The organism is Eubacterium sp. ER2, from assembly GCF_000765215.1.
In the GTDB taxonomy this organism is placed as follows: Bacteria; Bacillota; Clostridia; order Lachnospirales; family Lachnospiraceae; genus Claveliimonas; species Claveliimonas intestinigallinarum.
The window spans coordinates 101,836-126,141 of sequence record NZ_JPJE01000005.1; the positions used below are offsets into that span (position 1 = coordinate 101,836).

The window sequence follows — 24,306 nt, forward strand, 5'->3', positions numbered from 1 at the left end:
ACTTTTATGGTAAAATGGTCAACTAATCGGTCAAAATATGTTATACTTTATTAGATCAGAAATTGCAGAGGTATTGTATATGGCACACAGACATGTTATCAAGAGCATAGAGCCCGGCAGCATAGCAGATGAGCTGGGCATAGAGAAGGGGGACATCCTTGTGTCCATCAACGGTCAGGAGGTGGAGGATGTCTTTGACTATCACTTTTTCGTCAATGACGAGGAGCTTGTGCTCACCATAGAGAAGCCGGACGGCGAGGAGTGGGAGCTGGAGATCGAGAAGGACTATGAGGAGGATCTGGGCATCGAGTTCGAGCAGGGGCTCATGGATGAGTACCGCTCCTGCAGGAACAAATGTATTTTCTGCTTTATCGACCAGATGCCGGAGGGAATGAGAGATACCCTCTACTTCAAGGATGATGATTCCAGACTCTCCTTCCTGCAGGGAAACTATGTGACTCTGACCAATATGAGCGACCACGATATTGACAGGATCATCCGGTATCACCTGGAGCCCATCAACATTTCTTTCCACACGACCAATCCGGAGCTCCGCTGTCAGATGCTCCACAACCGGTTTGCCGGGGAGGCGCTGAAGAAGGTGGACAGGCTGTATGAGGCGGGTATCGAGATGAACGGCCAGATCGTCCTCTGCCGGGGCATCAACGACGGGGAGGAGCTGGAGAGGACCATCCGGGATCTGGCCGGCTACCTGCCCTATCTGCAGAGTGTGTCCGTGGTGCCGGTGGGCCTTACAAAGTACAGGGAGGGACTCTTTCCCTTAGAGCCCTTCACCCCCGAGGACGCCAGGCAGGTGCTGGCGGTGATCCGCCGCTGGCAGGATGAGCTGTACGAAAGGTGGGGGACACATTTTATCCATGCGGGAGATGAGTGGTACCTTTTGGCCGGAGAGGACATGCCCCCGGAGGAGCGGTATGACGGGTACCTGCAGCTGGAAAACGGCGTGGGGATGATGCGGCTTCTGGAAAACGAGTTTCAGGAGGCCTTTGAGAGGCTGCCAGGAGATGACCTTCCCAGGGAAGTGTCCGTGGCCACGGGCAAGCTGGCCTACCCTCTTATTTGCGGTATGGCACAGAAGCTCCAGAGCAGGTATCCCGGGACAGTGGTCCACACCTACCAGATCGAGAACCGGTTTTTCGGGGAGAGGATCACAGTGGCGGGGCTTATCACGGGGCAGGATCTGAAGGAGCAGCTGGCGGGGAAGAGACTGGGGAAGGCACTGCTTCTGCCCTGCAATATGTTCCGCAGCCAGGAGGAGGTTTTCCTGGATGACGTGACCCTTGAGGAGCTGAAAGATGCTTTACAATCCGAGATAGATATTGTAAAATCAAGCGGGCAGGATTTTATTGATGCCGTGCTGAGACAACGATAAGAAAACCGGCCGCCCGGCGGCCGGGGAGCAGATAAGAAATAGCAGGAAAAGGAGAGAAATATGAGCAAACCAGTGGTGGCCGTCGTGGGGCGGCCAAATGTGGGGAAATCCACTCTATTTAACGTGCTGGCCGGTGAGAAGATCTCCATCGTAAAGGACACGCCGGGCGTGACCCGGGACCGGATTTACGCGGATGTGTCATGGCTTGACCGGGAATTTACGCTGATCGACACAGGGGGAATTGAGCCGGAGAGCAAGGATATTATCCTCTCCCAGATGCGGGAGCAGGCGCAGATCGCCATAGACACGGCGGATGTCATCATCTTTCTCACGGATGTGCGGCAGGGGCTGCAGGACGCGGACGCCAAGGTGGCGGACATGCTGCGCAGATCCGGAAAGCCGATTGTGCTTGTGGTGAACAAAGTGGACAATTTTGACAAATTCATGCCTGATGTCTATGAGTTCTACAATCTTGGCATCGGGGATCCGGTTCCCATCTCCGCCTCCTCCAGGCTGGGGCTGGGAGATATGCTGGACGCCCTGATCGCCCATTTCCCGGAGCATGCAGGGGAAGAGGAGGAGGACGAGCGGCCCAGGGTGGCCATCGTCGGGAAGCCCAATGTGGGGAAATCTTCCATCATCAACAAGCTCCTTGGAGAGCAGAGAGTGATCGTGTCGGATATCGCCGGCACTACCAGGGACGCCATTGACACGGAGGTGGTCCACGACGGGAAGGAGTATGTGTTTATCGACACAGCGGGACTTCGCCGGAAGAACAAGATCAAGGAGGAGCTGGAGCGGTACAGTATCATCCGCACCGTGACAGCTGTGGAGCGGGCGGACGTGGTCCTGGTGGTCATCGACGCCACAGAGGGAGTCACGGAGCAGGATGCCAAGATCGCGGGCATTGCCCACGAGAGAGGCAAGGGTATCATCATTGTGGTGAACAAGTGGGATGCCATTGAGAAAAATGACAAGACTATGCGTGAGTATGAGAACAAGGTGCGCCAGGTTCTCTCCTTTATGCCCTACGCGGAGATCATGTACGTGTCAGCCAAGAGCGGGCAGAGGCTTCCGAAGCTGTTTGAGAAGATCGACATGGTGATCCAGAACCAGAACCTCCGGGTGGCCACGGGAGTCCTCAACGAGATCATGATGGAGGCTGTGGCCATGCAGCAGCCCCCCTCGGACAAGGGAAAGAGGCTGAAGCTCTTCTATATTACCCAGGTGGCGGTGAAGCCCCCCACCTTTGTTATCTTTGTCAATGACAAGGAGCTGATGCATTTTTCATACACCAGGTATCTGGAAAATAAAATCCGGGAGGCCTTTGGATTTAAGGGGACGTCTCTTAAATTCTTTATCCGCCAGCGGAAGGAGAAGGAGCAGTAATCATGATAGAACGAGTCATTTGTCTGGTCATTGGCTATGCCTTTGGGCTGATCCAGACCGGATATCTGTACGGAAAGACACAGCATATTGATATACGGACAAAGGGCAGCGGAAACGCGGGGACAACCAACGCCCTGCGGACTATGGGATGGAAGGCGGGAGTCATCACCCTCCTGGGGGACTGTCTCAAGTGCGTGTTCGCGGTTCTTGTGGTCCGACTGATCTTCGGGGGCACATACGGCGACATTATGCCGATGCTGTCCCAGTACGCGGGCCTTGGAGCCATCCTGGGACACAATTATCCTTTCTATATGAAGTTTAAAGGCGGTAAGGGCATTGCGGTCACGGCCGGCATTATCATCACCACCTGGAATATCTGGATCATGCTGATCTGCCTGGCTGTATTTCTTGCCAGCGTGGCAGCCACAAAGTATGTGTCTGTGGGTTCCCTTGTGGTTGTGGTTACATATTTTATCTGCGTGGTGGTGTACGGACAGATGGGCGGATTTCATGTGGATGGAAGCCATCTTGTGGAGATGTATGTGCTGGCTGCGCTTGTGGTTGTCTCTGCCTTTTACAAGCACAGGGCCAATATCGGCCGGCTGATGAACGGGACAGAGAACAAGCTGAGCGTGGGAAAGAGCAAATCATAAGGAGCGGATAGTAACGGTCCAGTGAGCCGTCATTATAAAGAGATCATACGGCTCTGTCCCCGCCGGGATGGGCGGGCAGGCCGGGAAGGAGGAAGATTATGGCAAAAGTTGGGATTATGGGAGCTGGAAGCTGGGGGACAGCCCTCTCGCTTCTCCTCCACAAGAACGGACATGAGGTGACTGTCTGGTCTATCAATGCGGAGGAGGTGGAGATGCTCTCCCGGGAGAGAGAGCACAAGAGCAAGCTCCCGGGCGTGAAGATCCCGGAGGATATGGAATTTACCACAGACATGGAGAAGACCGTGACGGACAAGGATTTCGTTGTCCTGGCAGTGCCCTCCACCTTTACGAGGAGTACGGCCAGGAACATGTGTCCCTTTATTAAGGAAGGACAACTTCTCGTAAATGTGGCAAAGGGCATTGAGGAGTCCACGCTCATGACCCTCTCCGAGCAGATCGAGGAGGAGATCCCCCAGGCCAACGTGGCGGTCCTCTCCGGACCCAGCCACGCGGAGGAGGTGGGACGGATGATCCCCACAAGCGTGGTAGTGGGCGCAAAGACGAAGGAGACAGCCGAGTACCTCCAGAAGATGTTCATGAACGAGGTGTTCCGTGTGTACACAAGCCCGGACATTTTGGGCATTGAGCTGGGCGGCTCCCTGAAAAATGTCATCGCTCTGGCGGCTGGAATGGCCGACGGCCTGGGCTACGGGGACAACACAAAGGCAGCCCTCATTACAAGAGGCATTCACGAGATCGCGCGGCTGGGCGTGAAGATGGGCGGAGCCCTGGAGAGCTTTATGGGGCTGACCGGCATCGGCGATCTGATCGTGACCTGTGCCAGTGTCCACAGCCGGAATCGGAAGGCGGGTTACCTGATGGGACAGGGCAAGACCATGCAGGAGGCCATGGACGAGGTGAAGATGGTGGTGGAGGGTGTCTACTCCACAAAAGCCGCTGTGGCTCTGGGAAAGAAGTACGGCGTGGATCTTCCTATCATCGAGCAGGTCAATGCCATTCTCTTCGAGGGAAAAAACGCGAAGGAGGCGGTCTACGACCTGATGATGCGCAAGGGTAAGGCAGAGCACAACGCGAAGCCGTGGAGCTAGCGACGTAATTGGAGACGTAATACTTTTCAAAAGTGTTACGTCTGGAATTAAACCAACTGGTGCGTAATTGTGTATCACAGATTGGACAGAATCTATACAGCACTTGACAGCTAAAACAGAAAAAGCGAGGGTTTTCCCGCATTTTGCGGAAGAGACCCTCGCTTTTTTTGACAGATTAATTTCGGTGTGTGAGAAGAAATATGCGACAATATAATTGCGAGTTAACACAATTATACACCAGTTAACTTAAAATGAGACGTAACACTTTTGAAAAGTATTACGTCCCCGTTTAATCGTTTCACTACACCACCGCGTGGCGCTTGACAAATGCCTTGAAGTCGTTGATGGCCGGCGCCTGGTACACGTCCTTCAGGCTGCACATGTAGAAAATCCGCTCCCAGGTGGGATTGGCGATGCGGATGATCTGGACAGGCATGTAGGAGAGGAGAGCCATGTGGGGCACCACGGCGATGCCGAAGCCGGCGGACACAAGGCCCGCCACGGCCTGATCCTCCTCCACTTCGTAGACATACTGCGGATGTCCCTTGCACTCCTTGAACAGCTTGTCAATGATGGGGCGCAGGCCGCTGCGCCTGGAAAAGCCGATGTGCGGGTAGGGCAGTGTGTCTGCCAGGTCGATCTCGTCCCGGGTGCACAGCGGATGGCCGTTGGGTACGATCAGCACCAGCTCCTGCCTGGCTACGGGGACGAATTCAATGGAGGGTTCGTTCTCCATCTTGGAGCAGAAAGCGATGTCGTATTTCCGGCTTTTCAGCCCCTCGATCATGTCCGGCGTAAGACCGGTGGAGTTGTGAAAGCGGAAATCAATGTTCTGCTTCGGGTGTTCCTTTATGTAGTTCCGCACAAGGCCGGGCACAAGCTGGGTGCTCAGCGTGCGCAGCACGGCTATGTCGATCTGCCCCTCGCCGCTGCCTGTCATCTGGAGCTTGTTCACGCTGGAGTCCAAAATACTTAAGGACTGCTCCACATCCTCCAGAAAGGCCCGGCCGCACTTGGTCAGGATCACATTGCGCCCCTCCTTTTCAAACAGCTTAACTCCCAGCTCGTTCTCCAGGGACGAGATGGCGTGGCTGAGGCTTGGCTGAGTGATGGACAGAAGCTCCGCCGCCTTTGTATAGTGCTCCAGATGAGCAAGTGTTACAAAATACCGCAAATGATATAGGTTCATCAGGGTTCCTCCTGTGTATGTACGTATTGGATATATTTTATCATAAACTATAAATGTTTTCTATGAATTCGTATTACATTATGAATTTGTTTTTATTTTAACAATAGAATATAATAAGGGCATAGTAAATATCACAAGATTGAACCTGGAAAAAGTAAGTGAAGTGTTCAATTTTAACAACGGAAGGAGAAAAAACTATGTCAAAGAAAAATCCAATCACAGTCAGCTCATGGACATTAGGTGACCAGTGCAAATTTGAAGACCGCGTTATCGCTTCAAAAGAGGCGGGATACGAGGGCATCGGCCTCCGCGCAGAGACATATGTGGACGCGCTCGCAGAAGGGCTGCATGATGAGGACATCCTGGCAATTCTTGACAAGCATGGAATGAAGGTAACTGAGGTCGAGTACATCACAATGTGGGCAGAGGACAACCGATCCTACGAGCAGAAGTACAAAGAGCAGATCTGCTTCCACATGTGCGATCTGTTCGGTGTGAACCACATCAACTGCGGACTGATGGAGACATATTCCGTAGAGCACACAGCACAGAAGTTAAAAGAGCTCTGCCAGAGAGCCGGCAAGAGAATCATCGGCGTTGAGCCAATGCCCTACAGCGGAATCCCGGATCTGAAGAAGGCATGGGATGTTGTGAAGGCTTCCGGCGCTGAGAACGCTTACATGATCCTGGATACATGGCACTGGGTAAGAGCAGACCAGCCGTACGACATCCTGACAGAGGAGATGGCAAAGAAAGTAATCTCCATCCAGATCAACGACGCTTACGACAGACCGTATGCAAAATCCATCTTAAGAGACGAGTCCATGCACGACCGTCTGGCTCCCGGAACAGGCGCAAAGGACACGGCAGGATTTGTGAAGATGATCAAGGATGCCGGAGTAGACCCGAAGGTGATCGGCGTGGAGGTTATCTCCGACGAGATCCTGTCAAGAGGGCTGAAGGAGGCCGCTGCCTATACATATGAGAACACAGAGAAGGTGTTAAAAGAGGCATGGCCGGAAATGGTTGAAGATTAATAGAGAGTAAATTTTCTAACGCGGACATTCGGACTTATCTTTTTGACTTGTGTGGTAAAATATCGAGGTTACGTGCAATCGGAAAGGTAAGTCCGATGTGCGCAGCCAAAAAGTGTTAAAAATAAGACAGGATTGACAAGAACCTGTCAGAAAACCGCAAAGTGAAAATATGAATAGCTGAGAGTGAGGAAAAAGATATGAAATTTAAGACAATGTTCTCCCCGATCCAGATCGGGCCTATGACAGTAAAAAACCGTTTCGTTGTTCCGCCCATGGGCAACAACTTCGCCAACACAGACGGAACCTGGAGTGACCAGTCCGTAGCTTACTACTCAGAGAGGGCAAAGGGACAGTTCGGCCTGATCACCATTGAGGCCACAGTTGTGCACAACAACGCAAAGGGCGGCCCGAGAAAGCCCTGTCTCTACGATGACAACAGCATCGAGAGCTTAAAGAAGATCACAGATGCCTGTCACGTTGAGGGGGCAAAGGTTTCCATCCAGCTGCAGAACGCAGGCCCGGAGGGAAATGCGGTAAACGCAGGCGCTCCCATCGAGGCAGCTTCCGCCATCCCCTCTGTATATGGAAAGGACACACCGGTAGAGGTGCCCACAGAGAAGGTGTATGAGCTTGTAAAGGGATACGGTGACGCAGCTGAGCGCGCCATGAAGGGCGGAGCTGACGCCGTTGAGATCCACATGGCTCACGGCTATCTGGTAAACTCCTTCATTTCACCGAGAACCAACAAGCGTACCGACGAGTTCGGCGGCAATTTCGAGAACAGAATGCGCTTCCCCCGCCTGATCGTAGAGGAAGTAAAGAAGAGAGTGGGCGGAAAGGTTGCCATTCTGGCGCGTATCAACAGCTCTGACGAGGTTGAGGGCGGAGATGACGTGCACGACAGCGCGGCAATCGCAGCATACCTTGAGGACTGCGGCGTGGAGGGACTTCACGTATCCCGTGCCGTTCACATCAAGGATGAGTATATGTGGGCGCCCACAGCTGTACACGCTGGATTTTCCGCTGACCTTGTAACAGAGATCAAGAAGGCCGTATCCATCCCGGTCATCACAGTAGGCCGCTACACAGAGCCATACTTTGCGGAGCTGATGGTGAGAGAGGGACGCGCGGATCTGGTGGCATTTGGCCGTCAGTCACTGGCAGATCCCCACATGCCGGAGAAGGCTATGAACGATGATCTGGAGGATATGTTCCCCTGTATCGCATGTCTCCAGGGATGTGTGGCAAACATGTACAAGGGCGAGCCGATCTGCTGTCTGGTGAACCCCTTCCTGGGACACGAGGCAGAGGGCCTGAAAAAGGCAGAAAAATCCAAGAAGGTCATGGTAATCGGAGGCGGTGTGGCCGGCATGTGCGCGGCATTTATCGCAGCCCAGAGAGGACACGATGTATCCCTCTATGAGAGCTCTGACAAGCTTGGCGGAAATATGAGACTGGCCGCTTACCCGCCGGGAAAAGGCGATATCACAAACATGATCCGCAGCTACATCGTAAGATGTGAGAAGACAGTCGTAAAGATCCACAAGAATACAACCGTTGACCTTGACTTTGTGAAGGCCGAGAAGCCGGACGCAGTGATCGTGGCAACAGGATCCCGCACACTGATCCTTCCCATCGAGGGAATCGACAACCCGGCTATCATCCACGGCTCCGACCTTCTGGACGGCAAGAGAGCTGCCGGCAAGAAAGTCCTCGTTGTGGGCGGCGGCATGGTAGGCTGCGAGACAGCTGCCTTCTTAGGCGAGCAGGAGCATGATGTGACAGTCATCGAATTCCGCGACACAGTGGGCGCTGACGTGATCCACGAGCACAGAGTATTCCTCATGGAGGACTTCAAGAACTACGGCATCAAGCAGATCACAAACGCGAAGGTGTGCAAGTTCTACGAGGACGGCGTGGCTTACGAGTCTCCGGACGGCACACAGCACGAGGTGAGAGGCTTTGACTCTGTTGTCCTTTCCATGGGCTTCAGAAACTACAATCCTTTTGCCGAGCAGCTTGAGGAGCTTGGACAGGAGGTCTATGTGATCGGTGACGCCACAAGGGCAAGGAGAGCTCTGGACGCCACAAGAGAGGCCTATGCGGCTGCAATTCAGATCTAAGCGCGACAAAAAACAGGCGCGCGGCGCGAAAATGATTGAGGAGGAAAAGATCATGGAAAAAAGAATTTCTGGACATACGGGGCTGATGGCATTATTCGGAAGCCCGGTGGGACATTCAGGATCCCCGGCAATGTACAACTTCAGCTTTCAGCACGACGGACTGGACTACGCTTACATGGCATTTGATGTGACAGTTGAGCAGATGCCCAAGGTGTTTGAGGCCATCCGCCTTTTCAAGATGCGTGGCGGAAACTTTACTATGCCATGCAAGAACATCGCGGCGGAGCTGGTGGACAAGCTGTCACCGGCCGCGGAGATCATCGGAGCCTGCAACACCTTTGTCAATGACGACGGCGTCATCACAGGACACATCACAGACGGCATCGGCTTTGTGAACAACCTGGCCCTTCACGGCTTTGACGTGAAAGGCAAAAAGGCTGTTGTTCTGGGAGCAGGCGGCGCTGCCACAGCCATCCAGGTACAGTTTGCGCTGGAGGGGGCAAAGGAAGTACATATCTTCAACATCAAGGACGACTTCTATGCGAGAGCTGAGAGCACAAAGGCCAAGCTGGCCGAGAAGTGCCCGGAATGCGTTGTCACAGTAGATGACCTGGACGACAAGGAGAAGCTGGCCGAGGCTGTCAAGGGCTGCGACATCGTGGTCAATGCCACCATCATGGGCATGAAGCCCCACGATGATGTGACACTCATCGACAAGTCCCTGTTCCGCAAGGATCTTGTGGTAGCTGACACTGTCTACAACCCGGAGAAGACAAAGATGATCCTGGAGGCAGAGGCGGCAGGCTGCAAGGCTGTCGGCGGCGTGGGCATGCTGCAGCAGCAGGGCGTTGTAAACTACGAGCTTTTTGTAGGAAAGAAGATGCCGCTGGACGAGTACAACAGGTTCCAGGCAGAGCAGGCAAAATAATATAGTTTCAACAAGAAAAGGAGTAAGAGAAGTGAAGGCGAAAAAGTATATCTTATCACTGGCAATGGTGTACATGGCTTACTTTACACATGGTATCCAGGCCATCATCCTGTCACAGAACCAGGTAAACTTCTACACCCAGTGGGGGTACACGGACGCGGTGGAAGGCGCGGCGGCCGTATCCCTTGCGATCACAGCTACCGGCTTTGGTAAAATGCTGACTGTATGGCTGGGCGGAGAGTTCTCCGACCGCATCGGACGTAAGAAAATGGCCGTTGCAGGCGGCGTACTTTACATCATCTGCTTTGCGGGACTTCTGTTCACAGCAAGCTTCCCCATCGCATGTGTTTGCGCGTTCCTGTCAGGAGCAGCCACATCCGGCTTCTGGGATGCATCCCTCTATCCGGCAGCACAGGAGTCTGTAAAACCGAGATACGCAGGAAGTGCTCTGATCGGTATCAAATTCTTCGTGTCTCTGTCCGGCATCATTTATCCGCTGCTGGCTGTGCAGTTCTCGGCAGCAGGAAACTGGCACATCAACATCTGGATCCCGCTTGTTATGTCCATCGTTGCGGTTGTGCTGGCAGTGATCGCACCCTTTGCCTATGACGACCAGATGAAAGAGACCGTACAGACAGCAGACGGCAAGACAGAGAATGCGGCACAGGCTGAGATCGAGGCTGCAAGGGCAAGGATGCTTGTAAAGCCAAGCGGGCTTGTAAACTTCTTCACTATGTTCTACGGCTTTGTCTGCATGTTCATCATGTACGGTGCGCAGCAGTACACAAAGGCCTTTGGAATGAGCAACTGCGGCCTGACAGAGGCCCAGGCGGCAGGTATGACATCCATCTACACAGTTGGTTCTGTCATCGCCGTTGTATTCTGGGCAGTCATGATGGGCAAGCTGCAGTGGAACCCGCTGAAGGTAGTCCTGATCGACTCCATCTTTACAGCAGTGGCTCTGGCCATCGTTCTTCTTGTGAGCAACGTGGCAGTGATCTACGTGGCCATCGCTCTTTTGGGCTTCTTCGCGGCAGGCGGAGCTCTCCAGACAGGTCTTGGCATCCGCCAGGAGATGTGCCCGGGACCGAAGGGAAGGAACACTGGTATCTACTACACATGGATGGGACTTGCAAGCTGTTTCCTGCCCTACATCGTGTCAGCCATGACAACCTCTATCGGAGAGGCAGCCGCTGTATACACAATGATGGGACTTCTTCTCGCGGCAGCAGTCATCGCGATCCTGATGATGCTCTACCTTGTTTCTCAGTATAAGAAGATCTTTGGAAAGAGCGCTCTGAGCAAATAGGACGAGAGGAATCATACATATTTAGAGTGATTTGATTGACGACCCGACGGTTTGGACATAAGACATCAGAAAAAAGAAGATAAAGGGAGAGGATCCGTCTGCTTGACGGATCCTCCTTTGTCATGTAAGGTTAAAAGAAGAGAGAGCAGGAGGGAAATAAAAAATAAAAGAAAAAACACAAGAGCGGATGGAGGGAAACGCATGCGCATTTTAATAGCAGAGGATGAGAAGAGTCTGAACAGGATACTGACCGCCCGGCTGAGGGCGGAGCACTACAGCGTGGACTCCTGCTTTGACGGGCAGGAGGCTCTGGACTATCTGGCGGGGGCGGAGTACGACGCGGTGGTGCTGGACATCATGATGCCGGTCATGGACGGGCTCACGGTGCTCCGGAGGATCCGGGCCAGGGACAAGGCTCTGCCGGTGCTCCTTCTGACTGCCAGGGACAGCATTGAGGACCGGGTGGCAGGACTGGACGCGGGGGCCAACGACTACCTGGTGAAGCCCTTTGCGGTGGAGGAGCTGCTGGCCAGGATACGGGTCATGCTGCGAAGGCCGGAGCAGTCCGGTGAGGGAAACTGCCTGACCGTGGGGGATCTGACCCTGTGCACGGACACCCACAGGGTGACCCGGGCAGGGAAGGAGATCACCCTCTCGGGAAAAGAGTACACGCTCCTGCGGTACATGATGCAGAACCAGGGGATCGTGCTCTCCCGGGACAAGCTGGAGCAGCACATATGGAACTATGATTACTCGGGAGGCTCCAATGTCATCGACGTGTATATCCGGTATCTGCGGAGGAAGATCGACGAGGGGCACGAGAGGAAGCTGATACACACAGTCCGGGGAGCCGGCTATGTACTGAGGGCGGAATGATGAAGAGATGGTCTGTCAAACTGAAGCTGACCTGCCTGTACGGGGGATTTATGATCCTCCTCATTGTGGCGGCTCTGGCTATCCTCTTTTCCCTCAGCACCCAGGAGGTTCTCTCCTCTGTGCAGTCAGATCTAAAAGAGCAGGTGCAGGGCAGCGTGGAGGAGCTGGAGGAGGAAGACGGAAAGCTGGAGGTGGACTCGGACTTCTACACTATGGAGAACGGGGTCTATCTGTCCGTGTACAGTGTGGACGGAGATTTTCTGTACGGCCGGATCCCCGCCGGCTTTGGCGGCCAGCCGGATTTTGAGCATGACATCCTGCGGACAGTCCGGGAGGGGCAGGAAACCTTCTATGTGTTTGACATGGAGCAGCGCATCCAGGGGTACGGCTCCGTCTACATCCGGGGGATTACCTCGGTCACCAGGGCGGAGAACAGCTTTACCGTGACGCTGCGGTTTGCCCTCATTCTCCTGCCTGGTCTGGCAGTGGTGATGATCCTTTTGTCCTACTTTTTTGTCAGGAGAGCTCTCTTGCCTGTCAGGAGGATCACGGATACGGTAAAGGAAATACGGGAGGAGGAGGATCTGTCCAGGCGGGTGGATCTGCCGGACGGAAAGGATGAGATCTACCATCTGGCGGACACCTTTGACCAGCTGCTGGCAGAGCTGCAGGAGGCCTTTGCCAGAGAGAGGCAGTTCACCTCGGACGTGTCCCACGAGCTTCGCACGCCGGCTGCGGTGATCCTGCTCCAGAGCGAGGAGCTGCTCGCAGATCCCTCCCTCTCTGAGGAGCAGAAGGAACAGCTGGAGGCGATCCGCAGAAAGGCCAGGGACATGTCCTCCATGATCTCCCAGCTCCTTCTTCTGTCCCGGGCAGACCAGGGGCGCCAGGCGCTGCAAAAGGAGTTACTGGACATCAGCGAGCTGACCCAGATGACAGCGGAGGAGCAGCAGCTTCTGGCGCAGGAGCGGCATATTTCCATAGAGACGGACATTGAGCCGGGGATCGTGATGGAGGCAGACGAGAGCTTTTTTATCCGGCTTCTCGTGAACCTGATCTCCAACTCCATCTCCTACGGGCGGGAGGGAGGCACTACAAAGGTGTCCCTGCGCCGGGAGGGGAAAATGGCGGTCCTTGCCGTGGCAGACAATGGCCAGGGAATTGAGGAGAAGGATCTCCCCCGCATCTGGGACCGGTTTTACCGGGCGGACGCCTCCCGCAGCGATGCCGGCCACTCCGGGCTTGGCCTTTCCATTGTAAAATGGATCGCCCTGGAGCACGGCGGAGAGGTGGCTGTGGAGAGTGAAAAGGGGAAGGGCAGCGTCTTTACCTGCAGATTTCCCCTGTAAATAAAAAAGAAAAATCCTTCGGACTTTTGAATGAAACAGAAGCGCTGGATCGTATTCATAGTGAAACAGTAAAAAACAATTTCATTTAAAAAGACGGAGGGATCAGATATGAAGAAAATTACAGCAGTGATCGGAGCAGTGGCGGCGGCAGCCATGATCGGAGGAACAGCGGTCTTTGCGGCGGGACCCGGGTATGGCGCAGCCGGATCCGGATATGGAAGCGGCGGAAACTGCCAGGGAAGCGCTGGCTTGGCCGGGCAGAGCACACGGGTCTGCGAGTACTGCGAGCAGTATGGCGGGCATTACACGGACAGCGACGGGGACGGCATCTGCGACCACTATCAGGCCATGACAGAAGGGAATACAGTCGGTGGCAGCGGGCAGGGCAGACATCTGAGCGGACACCGGGGCGAACACTGGGGCGGGCACCAGGGTGAACACGCAGGAGGACATCACCAGGCGGAGTGTATCTGGCGCTGAAAGGCAAAGTGAGGGTATGAAGGGGCATGCGCAGTGAGGAAGAGGCAAACAGGGCCATAGAGCTCTATGCGGATACTGTGAAGAGGATCTGCATGGTACATTTGAAAAACAGGGCGGACACAGAGGACATCTTTCAGACTGTCTTTCTGAAATATGTCCTCAGCTCCCAGGTCTTTGAGAGCCCGGAGCACGAGAAGGCGTGGATCATCAGGGTGACAGTGAACGCCTGCAGGGATCTTTTGAAGAGCTTTTTCCGGACAAGGACCGTGCCCCTGGACCAGCTGCCCGAGAGGGCCAAGGGTCAGAAGGAGGACTACAGCGAGCTGCTGGAGGCGGTCCTGTCCCTGCCGGAGAAATATAAAGATGTGGTGTATCTCTATTACTATGAGGGGTACAAAGCAGAAGAGATCGGCCGCCTTCTGGGAAAAAAGGTCAACACTGTTTACACACTCCTTACGAGGGCCAGACACCTGTTAAAAGAGAAGCTGGAAGGGGTGATGGACATTGAGTGAAAAATGGAGAGAGGCCTTTGACCAGGTCCGGGCCGATGAAGAGCTGAAGGAGCACACAAGGGACTATCTGCAAAAAAGAGTGTACAGCAAAAAGAGGATCGGGGGAATTCCTGTCAGGGCAGCGGTGGCGGCGGCAGCCTGCCTTGTTCTCGTGGCTCTCGCATCGGGGGGCAGCTATGTCTTTTTCACCCCCACGGCCTACATCAGCATTGATATCAATCCATCCCTGGAGCTTGGCATCAACCGGTTTGACAGGATCGTGTCCGTGGAGGGCTACAACGAGGAGGCAAAGGAGCTGCTGGATGAGCTGGACATCCGCTTCCTGCCCTACCAGGAGGGGATCCAGGAGCTTCTGGACAGCACATGGCTGCAGGACTATCTCGCCCAGGACGGTCTTCTCTCCTTCACGGTGGCGGGAGACAGCGATGAGCAGAGCAGCCAGATACTGGACCACGTGGAGACCTGCGCCAGAGGCCACCAGAACATGCAGTGCCACTTAAGCGGCATGGATGAGATGGAGGCGGCCCACCAGGAGGGCATGTCTGTGGGAAAATACAGGGCCTACCTGGCGCTGAGGGATGTGGATCCGTCTGTGACCCTGGAGGAGGTCAGGGGGATGTCCATGCGCCGGATCCAGGAGCTGCTGGAGTCCTACGGCGTGGATCCCGAGGCGGTTCAGTCTGAAGAGGACTGTGAGAATGGCCAGACAGAGGGCAGCGGCCAGTCCGGGACAGAGGAGGATGCAGGGACCGACACAGAAGAAGACGAAGGAGAGAGCGAAGGCAACAGATACCGCCATCACGGAGAAAATGAAGAGGAGGGCGGACACGGGCACCAGTGAATGTAATCCAGTGGCTGCCCGGTATGGTGAGTGCCGGGCAGCCTGCTCTTAAAGCGGATAGCGGGCAGGATAGGGTATCCAATGCGCTACAGTTTAAAAAAATTACAAATTCTATCTTGTTTTAATCTTTCTTTAATCTTTTCTGGTTATAGTAAGTACAACAAAGGAACACAGCAATCAAATAATCAGGAAAGGGACCGGCCCGGGCAGGGCCGGGAAAGGGAAAGAAAAGATGAGAAGATATAAGAGATTGGCAACAGCACTTCTGGCCGCGGCACTGGCGGCAGGTATTGTGACAGGATGTGGAGCCTCCGGCCGGGATATCGGCCAGGACGAGGCCAAGAGGATCGCCTTTGAGGACGCGGGGGTTAGCGAGTCCGACACATCCAGGCTGAAGGTGGAAAAGGACAGGGATGACGGCATCCTCCAGTATGATGTGCAGTTCAGCGTGGACGAGAAGGAGTACAGCTATGACATCAACGGCGCCAACGGCGAGATCCTCAGCGCGGATGTGGAGACGAAGGGCACAGCCGGCCAGAGCGCAGCAGCCCCTGGCCAGGACAGTGCAGCCGCCGGGACAGGTGATGCGCCGGCCGGCGAAAACGCGGGGAATACCGGGAATGCAGGAAATGCAGCGGGGGCAGCCAATGTGGCTGTCAGTGAGGCGGACGCAAAAGCCGCGGCCCTGGAGAGAGTGCCGGGCGCCACTGAGGCGGATCTCCGCATGGAGCTGGACTTTGACGACGGCTACTACATTTACGAGGGAGACATCATCTACAACCAGAAAGAGTATGAATTTGAGATCGATGCTCAGACAGGCAGCTTCCTGAAGTGGAGTGAGGAGAGACATTAGATTTCAGCATGTTCAGACATGGCAAACACAAAAGCTAGGGCAGGCGCCGGACAAAAGAGTAAGTCCGGCGCCTGCCCTTTAAAATTTTATTTATACAGATGCCCTGCGGGATGTCCGCAGCTGTCTCGCGGCCCTTGTAAGCCTGTGCTTATTTTACACGCCAAGGGCATTGTGGACGGATGTCAGGACCTGGCGCAGCTCCTCGGCGCCGATCTGCCCCGGAGCGGATGCCATGGAGCCTGAGCCGAAGGTGAGGCAGGAGCCGAAGACCTCGCAGGAGAGACGGCTGATGCTGCCAAGGCCGGACATGGACATGGTGATGATGGGCCTGTCCGCATAGTCGGAGGCCATCTCCTCTGTGGCGGCAAGCAGAGTGAGCACGTCCTTTTTGCTTTTTGGCATAACGGCGATCTTGGGGATGTCTGCTCCCATATCCTGCATCTTGCGCAGCCGGTAGACGATGTCGGATTTGGCCGGAGTCTTGTCAAAGTCGTGGTTGGATGCCACCACCTTTGTGCCGGATGCGTGGATGGCGCTGATGAGATCAGAGACGATCTCATCTCCCGTGAAAATCTCCACGTCGATCAGATCCGCCAGGCCTGTGGCGGCCACGGCCTTGTTGAGGGATACGTAGGCGGCAGTGTCCATCTCATGGACGCCGCCCTCTTTCTTTGTGCGGAAGGTGAAAAGAAGAGGAGTGTCCCCCAGCTTTTCCCTGACGCCGGACAGCACGTCCAGCACAGCCTGGGTGTCCTCCACGGCCTCAAACCAGTCCACGCGCCACTCCATCAGGTCCATGGACATGGACTTGTACTGCTCTGTGAGGGAGAGGATTTCCTCCTTCGTCTTTCCCACATTTGGGATGCACACAGCCGGGATGCCGCTTCCCAGCTCCAGATTTCTTACCTTTACTGTATTCATGAACCTTTTCCTCCCTAGTCCTCGTCATCGTCTGTGTAGACATAGGAGATGCCAAGCTTCTCCTTCATGTACTCGCTGTCCACTCTCTGGCCCAGCATCAGCTCGATGGCCGCGATGGCCTGGAAGAGCATCATGCCCTGGCCGTTCATTGTCTTGCAGCCGGCCTTTCTGGCCATTTTCAGCATGGCTGTCTCGTGGGGAGAGTACACTACATCTGTCACGATCAGATCCGGGCGGAAGAAGGAGGCGTCCGGAATGTAGGTGATGCCCTCCAGCGGCTTCATGCCCACGCCGGTGGCGTTTGTGAACAGATAGCTGTCAGCCATCTCCGCTTTTAAGCGGTCCAGATCCTCCAGGGGATAGAAGACAGCCTTGCAGTCTGTGTTCTCGTTGATCTTTCTCACGGTCTCGATGGCGTTGTCTTTAAATTTATCATCCCTTGCGAAGATGGACATCTCGGCCACGCCGTCCAGGGCGGACTGGATCTGCACAGCTGTGGCGGCTCCGCCGGAGCCCACGATAGTGACCTTCTTGCCTGTAGGGTCAATGCCGTTGTCCTTCAGGGACTGCACATAGCCGATGCCGTCCGTGTTGTGGCCGATCAGGTATCCGTCCTTGTTCACGATGGTGTTGACGGCCCCGCAGAGCTTGGCGGCGGGAGACACCTCGTCCAGATATTTGTGGACGATGGTCTTGTTCGGCATGGAGATATTGGAACCACGCATTTTCAGGGCTCGGAGGCCTTTGATGGCGTCCTCCAGGTCGTCTGCGTCCACCTCGAATGCAAGGTTGACAATATCCACGCCCAGCTTTTCGTAGGCGGCATTGTGGGTAGCAGGTGACTGAGAATGGCGGATTGGGTAGGCCATAAGTCCGATCAGCTCTGTGTGCCCGGTGATCTGGTGTCTTTCCATAATTCATCTCTCCTTTATGATAAAAACTTTGTATGTCTTTATTTTAACAAAACAGGCATTGTCAATCAAATACTTAATATGCATGGAAATCATAGATGAAATCTATCAAATGAAAATTCTAAAAGGGACAGCGCCGGCATATATTCTAACAGCACATGTGGAAGGGGCGCGAACTATGGATCACTATAAGTTATACAAGGACATACAGGTCAGGACAAACGGGGAAATATATATAGGAGTGGTGGGGCCGGTTCGAACCGGAAAGTCCACCTTTATCAAGCGGTTTATGGATGTGCTCGTCCTTCCCCACCTGGAGGATGAGAACGTAAAGGCCAGGACGGTGGATGAGCTCCCCCAGTCTGCCTCCGGCAGGACCATCATGACTACAGAGCCCAAATTTGTCCCCAAGGAGGCGGCAAAGATCGATCTGACGGAGGATGTGTCGGTGAAGATCCGCCTCATCGACTGTGTGGGCTACATGGTGGAGGGGGCGTCGGGACACGAGGAGGAGGGGCAGGAGCGGAAGGTGAAAACTCCCTGGTTTGACTATGAGATACCCTTTACAAAGGCGGCTGCCGTGGGAACGGAGAAGGTCATCCACGAGCACTCCACCATCGGCATTGTGGTGACCACCGACGGCAGTATCGGGGAGATCCCAAGGAGCAGCTACGAGGAGGCGGAGGGGAAGACCATCCGGGAGCTCCAGGGGATCGGGAAGCCCTTTGTGGTGCTGGTGAACAGCCGCCGCCCGGCGGGGGAGGAGGCCAAAAGGATCACGCAGCACATCCGGGATACCTACCAGGTGCAGGCTCTGCCAGTGAACTGCGAGCAGCTGAAGGAGGAGGATATTCACCGGATCATGGAGGCTGTGCTCTTTGAGTTTCCTGTGTCGGAGCTTCAGTTCTTTATCCCCAGGTGGGCGGAGATGCTGCCGCCGGATCACAGGATCAGGCAGGACCTGACAGCCTGCGCCCGGGAGCTGTTGGAGAGAATCGGTCAGATACGGGACGCTGTCTCGGGAATAGACACGCCGGAGAGCCCCTACATAGAGGAGATGCGTCTGGAAAAGATCGAGATGGACACAGGCTGCGTGAAAATACGCATAGACATCGGGGAAGAGTTCTACTACGAGATGCTCAGCGAGATGACCGGGGCACAGATCCAGGGGCAGTACGGCCTCATCTGCGAGCTGAAGAAGCTGTCCGCCATGAAAAATGAGTACGAGTGCGTCAAGGGAGCCTTTGACAGTGTCAGGATGAAAGGCTACGGGGTGGTAAAGCCGGGCCGGGATGAGATCACCCTGGATGAGCCGGAGATCATACGCCAGGGCAACAAGTACGGTGTGAAGATCCGGTCCCACGCCCCCTCCATTCACCTCATCAGGGCGAACATAGAGACAGAGATCGCGCCCATTGTGGGCAGCGAGCAGCAGGCGGAGGACCTGATCCGGTATATCAGGGACAGGAAGGACACAGAGGGAGGTATCTGGGAGACGAATATTTTCGGGAAGACCATCGAGGAGCTGGTGATGGACGGCATGCAGAGCCGGATCTCCATGATCGGAGATGACAGCCAGGCGAAGCTGCAGGACACCATGCAGAAGGTGGTGAACGACATCAATGGGGGGATGGTCTGCATCATTCTGTAGAGGAGGCGTGTTTTCCCGGACTGCCTTAAGGACTTCGCAGGCGCGGAGTCCTTTTCCCGTACGGGCTGCTGACACGGACGAAGGGGGAGTACGAGCCCTATGGGAAGGGGGCGGTGGAGGCAGAGCAGATCCTCCCCTTCCTATACCGGCGGGAGAGAAAGAGTGACTGGGCCTGCCGCGTTCCATTTTTGCTGTTGACAGAGATGGTTTTCGTGCGTATAATTGTATTATAATATTAATACAAAAAACATCGCGGAATGCACAGGGGGAAGAGACCATGTTAGAGGTACAGGGACTAAGGAAAATGTATGGGAAAAACCTGGCGGTGGATCAGGTCAGCTTTTTTGTGCCGGACGGGAGGATAGGCATCCTTCTTGGCCCCAACGGCGCGGGAAAATCCACTATCATCAAGAGTATAGCGGGGCTTCTCAGGTACGAGGGGCTGATACGGATACAGGGCATCCCCTCCAGGGAGCTGGCGGCCAAAAGGATCTTTGGCTACGTGCCCGAGATCCCCTCTATGTTCGAAGCGCTGTCCGTGCGGGAGCATATCGAGTACATCCGGATGGCATACAGGAGCTCCATCACTGACCAGGAGGTGGAGAGCCTTCTTCAGAGATTTGAGATGACAGACAAGGCGGACAAGCTGGGCGGCGAGCTGTCCAAGGGGATGATGCAGAAGGTCAGCATCCTCTGCGCCCTGGCGGTCAAGCCTCAGGTCATCCTCTTTGACGAGCCCATGGTGGGCCTGGATCCCCAGGCCATCCGGGAGCTCAAGGAGGTCATACTGGAGCTGAAGAGTCAGGGGGTGACGGTCCTTATCAGCACCCACATGCTGGAGATGGTGGAGGAGCTCTGGGACGTCATGTTCGTGATGGAGAAGGGACGTATCAAGGCCTCCTTCCGGAAGGAGGATGTGGGGGACAGGGATCTGGATGACCTGTTCTTTGAAGTGACAGGCGGTGAGAAGAGATGAGGGCGCTTTTGTATCTGACAAAGAGAAGCTTTATCAACCGGGCGAGGAAGGCGGTGCGCAAGCCGGTGACCTACCTCTATATCGCGCTGGGCATCTTCTATGTGGTGGGGATCCTGGCAGCCTTTGCCTCCCTGGCGGCGGCCGGTGGCATTGCCTACAAGCAGGGGATCGTCTACGTCATGACAGTGTGGCTCTACTTTATCTTCTGCAGCAATTTTCTGTCCTACGCAAAGCTGAAGGGCGTGATCTTCAGGCCCAGCCACGCCCATTTTATCTTCACCGCGCCCATCAGCTCCAAGCTGGTGCTGCTCCACGGGGCGATTTTGAACTACACGGTATCCCTTGTGGCAGATTTTTTGTTCTCCGTGGCGGCAGTGACGATCTTCCACGTGGAGCCGGTCAGGGCTATTCTGCTTTTTGTCTTCTGCTTTGTGTTTGAGACGGCATTTGAGACCAGCCTGATGGTCTTTCTCTACTCCGGGGAGGAGAGGTTTCAGGGGCTGATCCGCCTTCTGCGGCTTCTGATCTATGTCCTTGTGGGAGCGGTGGCCGCGGTGGTGGCCTGGTATCTTGTGAGAGGAGGGCTGAATAAGGAGTCAGTCCTTGCCCTCTTTGAGTCCCCGGCCCTCAGGCTCCTTCCGGTGGCGGGCTGGGAGGTGTCGGCGGTAAGCCTTCTCGTGACGGGGCCGGACCGGTGGAATGTGATCGGGACTGTCCTCTTTCTTCTGGCCTGCGCGGGGATGCTCCTGGTGGCCCGGAGGATCCGGTGTACAGGAGCCTACTACGAGGACGCGGCTAAATTCGCGGATGACTACGCGGAGCTGAAAAGGAGGAACCAGAAGGGGGAGAGCAGTGTAGGCTTTGGAAAGAAGAAGCTGAAAAGGGCGTCCCTCGCGGGCTGGGGCACGGGGGCCAAGGCGATCTTCAGCCGGCAGCTCCTGGAGTACAAAAAGGAGCGGTTCTTCATTTTTACAGGCTTTACCCTGGCAGCCCTCATAGGGGCAGTGGTCTGCATCTTCTTTGTGGGCAGGCCCGACGAGGAGCTGCCACCGGATCTTCTGCTCATGGGGATCGCCGTCTACATGGTCTTTGTGGGCACCGGGTACATGGGAAAATGGGGGAAGGAGCTGGAGCTGCCCTACATTTACCTGATCCCCGAGCCGGCGGCAAAGAAGCTCTGGTACGCCACCTGCACGGAGCACCTGAAGGCCCTGGTGGACGCGGTTATCTTCTGCGTCCCCGTGGGACTGGCCTGGGGCATTTCCATCTGGAAGATCGCGGCCATCATCCTGTCCTATGTGGTGCTCCAGGCCAACCGGCTCTACATCAAGGTGCTGGGGGACAGCCTTCTGGGCGATACCCTGGGGACTACGGGAAAGCAGTTCTTCCTGCTGGGAGTCCAGGGAGGCATCCTGGGCATCGGAGCCCTGGCCAGCATCCCGGCGGCCTACCTGATAAATGCAAATTTGCTCTTTTTAATCGTGCCGATTTATAGTATGATAATTACAGTGCTGATTGCTGCTCTCACCGTTCCGAGATTTGAGTGCATGGAGCAGTGGGATTAGGAAAATAAGGACAGCATGCAAGGAGGGTCACACAATGTTGGATGAAGAATTTGTCACGCTTGAGATCGGAAAGACAAAGCATATCGCTCTGGTCGCTCACGACGGCAAGAAGAAGGAGCTGGTGGACTGGTGCGACAGGAATAAAGAGATACTGAAGGGCCATTTTCTCTGCGGGACAGGGACCACGGCCAAGCTCATCGCCGAGAAGACGGGGCTGCCGGTGAAAGGGTTCTGCAGCGGTCCCCTGGGAGGAGACCAGCAGATCGGTGCCAAGATCGTGGAGGGACAGATCGATTTCATGATTTTCCTGTGGGATCCGCTGGAGGCACAGCCCCACGACCCGGATGTGAAGGCGCTTTTGCGCATCGCTGTGGTCTATGACATCCCCATCGCCAACAACCTGGCTACCGCGGATTTCATGCTTAATTCCAGATACATGTCAGAGCCCTACGCGAGAAAGATCGAGAATTTCAACAGGACGATCCAGCAGCGTGTGGAGAGGATGAAATAGATGGCTGAGGCATACGGCAGCTTTTCGGAGGTCTATGACACTTTCATGGATAATGTGCCCTACCGGGAGTGGGCCGGCTACATAGAGGAAAAGCTGAGGCAGCAGGGGATAGAGGAGGGCCTTGTCCTGGATCTGGGATGCGGGACGGGCAGCATGACCGAAGAGCTGGCGGACGCCGGTTACGACATGATCGGGGTGGACAGCTCCACGGAGATGCTGGAGCAGGCCTTTGAGAAGAAGGAAACAAGCGGCCACGACATCCTCTACCTTCTGCAGGATATGCGGGAGTTTGAGCTCTACGGCACCGTCCGGGCAGTTGTCAGCGCCTGCGACTGTGTCAACTATATCACAGACCCGGAGGAGCTTCTGGAGGTGTTCCGGCTTGTGAACAATTACCTGGACCCGGGAGGCATCTTTCTCTTTGACTTCAACACAGAGTACAAGTACAGGGAGGTGCTGGGCGAGCAGACCATCGCCGAGGACAGGGAGGATTGCAGCTTCATCTGGGACAACTATTACGATGAGGAGGGGCGGATCAACTCCTACGAGCTGACTCTGTTTATCCGGGAGGAGGGGGATCTCTACCGGAAATATAAGGAGCAGCATTTCCAGAGGGCCTACACTCTGGAGGAGATGAAGGAGCTCCTTAAAAGGAGCGGCCTGACCTTTCTGTCAGCCCAGGAGGGCTACACGGACAGGGAGGCGGGGCCTGGCAGCGAGAGAATAACCATCATGGCGAGGGAGTGCGGAAAATGATCCGCGCTCCCTTGTCAAGTATGGGAAAAAATATTAAAATGGTACATGAGTCAAAAAAGAGAACAAGAGAAAGGATCAAGAATAGATGACACAGAACACAGATTACATCGTAAGGGCAACCGCCGCGGGAGGGCAGATCAGAGCCTTCGCGGCCACCACAAGGGACCTGGTGGAGGAGGCCAGGAGACGCCACAACACAAGTCCGGTGGCCACAGCGGCCCTGGGGCGCCTGCTGACAGCGGGCGTTATGATGGGCAGCATGATGAAAAATGACACCGACGTGCTGACTCTCCAGATTAACGGCGACGGCCCCCTGGGAGGCATCACAGTGACAGCGGACAGTCAGGGGAATGTGAAGGGCTACGTGCAGAACCCGGACGTGATCCTGCCCCCGAAGAACGGGAAGCTGGATGTGGGGGGAGCCGTGGGCATCGGCCTTCTCACCGTCATCAAGGACATGGGCCTTAAGGAGCCCTACTCGGGCCAGACCATCCTTGTGACAAGCGAGATCGCAGAGGATCTGACCTACTATTTCGCCAATTCAGAGCAGGTGCCCTCCTCTGTGGGGCTGGGCGTGCTCATGGAGAAGGACAACACGGTAAAATGCGCGGGGGGCTTTATCGTGCAGCTCATGCCCTTTGCCGAGGAGAAGGTGATCAGCCGCCTGGAGGAAAATGTGGGAAAGATCACCTCTGTGACAAAGCTTCTGGAGGAGGGCTACACGCCCCAGCAGCTTCTTTCGGATCTGACAGAGGGGCTGGATCTGGAGGTCACAGACACCATGCCCGCCCGGTTCTACTGTAACTGTTCCAAGGAGAGAGTGGAGCGGGCCGTGGCCAGCATCGGGGCAAAGGATATCCAGGAGATGATCGATGAGGGGAAGGATATTGAAGTGAAGTGTCACTTCTGCAATACAGCCTACAATTACTCAGTGGACGAGCTGAAGAGCATACTGAAAAGAAGCAGAAAATAGA

At 55.2% G+C, this 24,306-nt stretch carries 23 protein-coding genes; 20 read left to right on the forward strand and 3 right to left on the reverse strand.

Annotated features, from left to right (window positions below; all coding sequences use genetic code 11):
• The first annotated feature begins 79 nt into the window (after positions 1–79).
• The 4 genes from NI21_RS0101925 to NI21_RS0101940 are packed head-to-tail and all read left to right on the forward strand — an operon-like array spanning position 80 to position 4,544.
• Positions 80–1,393, forward strand: coding sequence for a radical SAM protein (locus NI21_RS0101925; protein ID WP_033124552.1), 1,314 nt, complete (start codon positions 80–82; stop codon positions 1,391–1,393).
• 60 nt (positions 1,394–1,453) lie between these two features.
• Positions 1,454–2,782: a ribosome biogenesis GTPase Der gene (gene der, locus NI21_RS0101930; protein ID WP_033124553.1), complete on the forward strand. Its 1,329-nt coding sequence runs from the start codon at positions 1,454–1,456 to the stop codon at positions 2,780–2,782.
• A 2-nt stretch (positions 2,783–2,784) separates the two neighbouring features.
• Complete coding sequence (gene plsY, locus NI21_RS0101935; RefSeq protein ID WP_369792755.1) at positions 2,785–3,435, forward strand: glycerol-3-phosphate 1-O-acyltransferase PlsY; 651 nt, start codon at positions 2,785–2,787, stop codon at positions 3,433–3,435.
• A 53-nt stretch (positions 3,436–3,488) separates the two neighbouring features.
• Positions 3,489–4,544, forward strand: a complete 1,056-nt coding sequence (locus NI21_RS0101940) for an NAD(P)H-dependent glycerol-3-phosphate dehydrogenase (protein WP_255349843.1) — start codon at positions 3,489–3,491, stop codon at positions 4,542–4,544.
• A 301-nt stretch (positions 4,545–4,845) separates the two neighbouring features.
• On the opposite strand, the gene NI21_RS0101945 is transcribed toward NI21_RS0101940, so the two are convergent.
• Positions 4,846–5,733, reverse strand: a complete 888-nt coding sequence (locus NI21_RS0101945) for a LysR family transcriptional regulator (RefSeq protein ID WP_033124555.1) — start codon at positions 5,731–5,733, stop codon at positions 4,846–4,848.
• 197 nt (positions 5,734–5,930) lie between these two features.
• Here NI21_RS0101945 and NI21_RS0101950 point away from each other — a divergent pair, with 197 nt between their 5' ends.
• From NI21_RS0101950 to NI21_RS0101995, 10 genes are all read left to right on the forward strand, one after another.
• Entirely contained in the window at positions 5,931–6,770 is an 840-nt protein-coding gene (locus NI21_RS0101950; protein WP_033124556.1) for a sugar phosphate isomerase/epimerase, read from the forward strand.
• Positions 6,771–6,967: 197 nt separating this feature from the next.
• Positions 6,968–8,893 carry an FAD-dependent oxidoreductase gene (locus tag NI21_RS0101955; RefSeq protein ID WP_033124557.1) on the forward strand — a complete coding sequence of 642 codons (1,926 nt, stop codon included), beginning with the start codon at positions 6,968–6,970 and terminating at the stop codon, positions 8,891–8,893.
• A gap of 52 nt (positions 8,894–8,945) precedes the next feature.
• Positions 8,946–9,821, forward strand: coding sequence for a shikimate dehydrogenase (locus NI21_RS0101960; RefSeq protein ID WP_033124638.1), 876 nt, complete (start codon positions 8,946–8,948; stop codon positions 9,819–9,821).
• A gap of 31 nt (positions 9,822–9,852) precedes the next feature.
• A complete protein-coding gene (locus NI21_RS0101965) occupies positions 9,853–11,130 on the forward strand; it encodes an MFS transporter (protein WP_033124558.1) in 1,278 nt (425 codons plus the stop codon).
• Positions 11,131–11,331: 201 nt separating this feature from the next.
• A complete protein-coding gene (locus NI21_RS0101970; protein ID WP_033124559.1) occupies positions 11,332–12,006 on the forward strand; it encodes a response regulator transcription factor in 675 nt (224 codons plus the stop codon).
• Entirely contained in the window at positions 12,003–13,355 is a 1,353-nt protein-coding gene (locus NI21_RS0101975) for a sensor histidine kinase (RefSeq protein WP_369792756.1), read from the forward strand. The genes NI21_RS0101970 and NI21_RS0101975 overlap by 4 nt, the downstream gene beginning before the upstream one ends.
• 108 nt (positions 13,356–13,463) lie before the next feature.
• The gene (locus tag NI21_RS0101980; protein WP_033124561.1) at positions 13,464–13,835 is read left to right on the forward strand and encodes a hypothetical protein; all 372 of its coding nucleotides are present in this window, start codon (positions 13,464–13,466) and stop codon (positions 13,833–13,835) included.
• A gap of 26 nt (positions 13,836–13,861) precedes the next feature.
• On the forward strand, positions 13,862–14,347 hold the full coding sequence (locus NI21_RS0101985) for an RNA polymerase sigma factor (protein ID WP_033124562.1): 486 nt from the start codon (positions 13,862–13,864) through the stop codon (positions 14,345–14,347).
• Positions 14,340–15,188 (forward strand): hypothetical protein, encoded by an 849-nt coding sequence (locus NI21_RS0101990; RefSeq protein ID WP_052083798.1) that lies wholly within the window; start codon positions 14,340–14,342, stop codon positions 15,186–15,188. The genes NI21_RS0101985 and NI21_RS0101990 overlap by 8 nt, the downstream gene beginning before the upstream one ends.
• Positions 15,189–15,420: 232 nt before the next feature.
• Entirely contained in the window at positions 15,421–16,041 is a 621-nt protein-coding gene (locus tag NI21_RS0101995) for a PepSY domain-containing protein (protein WP_081957936.1), read from the forward strand.
• Between the two features lie 153 nt (positions 16,042–16,194).
• Here NI21_RS0101995 and aroD read toward each other — a convergent pair whose 3' ends face one another.
• Positions 16,195–16,962, reverse strand: coding sequence for a type I 3-dehydroquinate dehydratase (gene aroD / locus NI21_RS0102000; protein ID WP_033124563.1), 768 nt, complete (start codon positions 16,960–16,962; stop codon positions 16,195–16,197).
• 14 nt (positions 16,963–16,976) lie between these two features.
• Positions 16,977–17,876 carry a shikimate dehydrogenase gene (locus NI21_RS0102005; protein ID WP_033124564.1) on the reverse strand — a complete coding sequence of 300 codons (900 nt, stop codon included), beginning with the start codon at positions 17,874–17,876 and terminating at the stop codon, positions 16,977–16,979.
• Positions 17,877–18,051: 175 nt separating this feature from the next.
• Between NI21_RS0102005 and spoIVA the strand changes: the two genes are divergently transcribed.
• From spoIVA to hslO, 6 genes are all read left to right on the forward strand, one after another.
• Positions 18,052–19,524, forward strand: a complete 1,473-nt coding sequence (spoIVA, locus tag NI21_RS0102010) for a stage IV sporulation protein A (RefSeq protein WP_033124565.1) — start codon at positions 18,052–18,054, stop codon at positions 19,522–19,524.
• A 277-nt stretch (positions 19,525–19,801) separates the two neighbouring features.
• Positions 19,802–20,500 carry an ABC transporter ATP-binding protein gene (locus tag NI21_RS0102015; protein ID WP_033124566.1) on the forward strand — a complete coding sequence of 233 codons (699 nt, stop codon included), beginning with the start codon at positions 19,802–19,804 and terminating at the stop codon, positions 20,498–20,500.
• Positions 20,497–22,065 (forward strand): putative ABC exporter domain-containing protein, encoded by a 1,569-nt coding sequence (locus NI21_RS0102020; protein WP_033124567.1) that lies wholly within the window; start codon positions 20,497–20,499, stop codon positions 22,063–22,065. The genes NI21_RS0102015 and NI21_RS0102020 overlap by 4 nt, the downstream gene beginning before the upstream one ends.
• Before the next feature lie 34 nt (positions 22,066–22,099).
• Positions 22,100–22,576, forward strand: coding sequence for a methylglyoxal synthase (locus tag NI21_RS0102025; RefSeq protein WP_033124568.1), 477 nt, complete (start codon positions 22,100–22,102; stop codon positions 22,574–22,576).
• Positions 22,577–23,332, forward strand: a complete 756-nt coding sequence (locus NI21_RS0102030) for a class I SAM-dependent methyltransferase (RefSeq protein ID WP_033124569.1) — start codon at positions 22,577–22,579, stop codon at positions 23,330–23,332. It begins immediately after the preceding gene.
• Between the two features lie 85 nt (positions 23,333–23,417).
• The gene (gene hslO / locus NI21_RS0102035; RefSeq protein ID WP_033124570.1) at positions 23,418–24,305 is read left to right on the forward strand and encodes an Hsp33 family molecular chaperone HslO; all 888 of its coding nucleotides are present in this window, start codon (positions 23,418–23,420) and stop codon (positions 24,303–24,305) included.
• The last annotated feature ends 1 nt before the right edge of the window (position 24,306 follow it).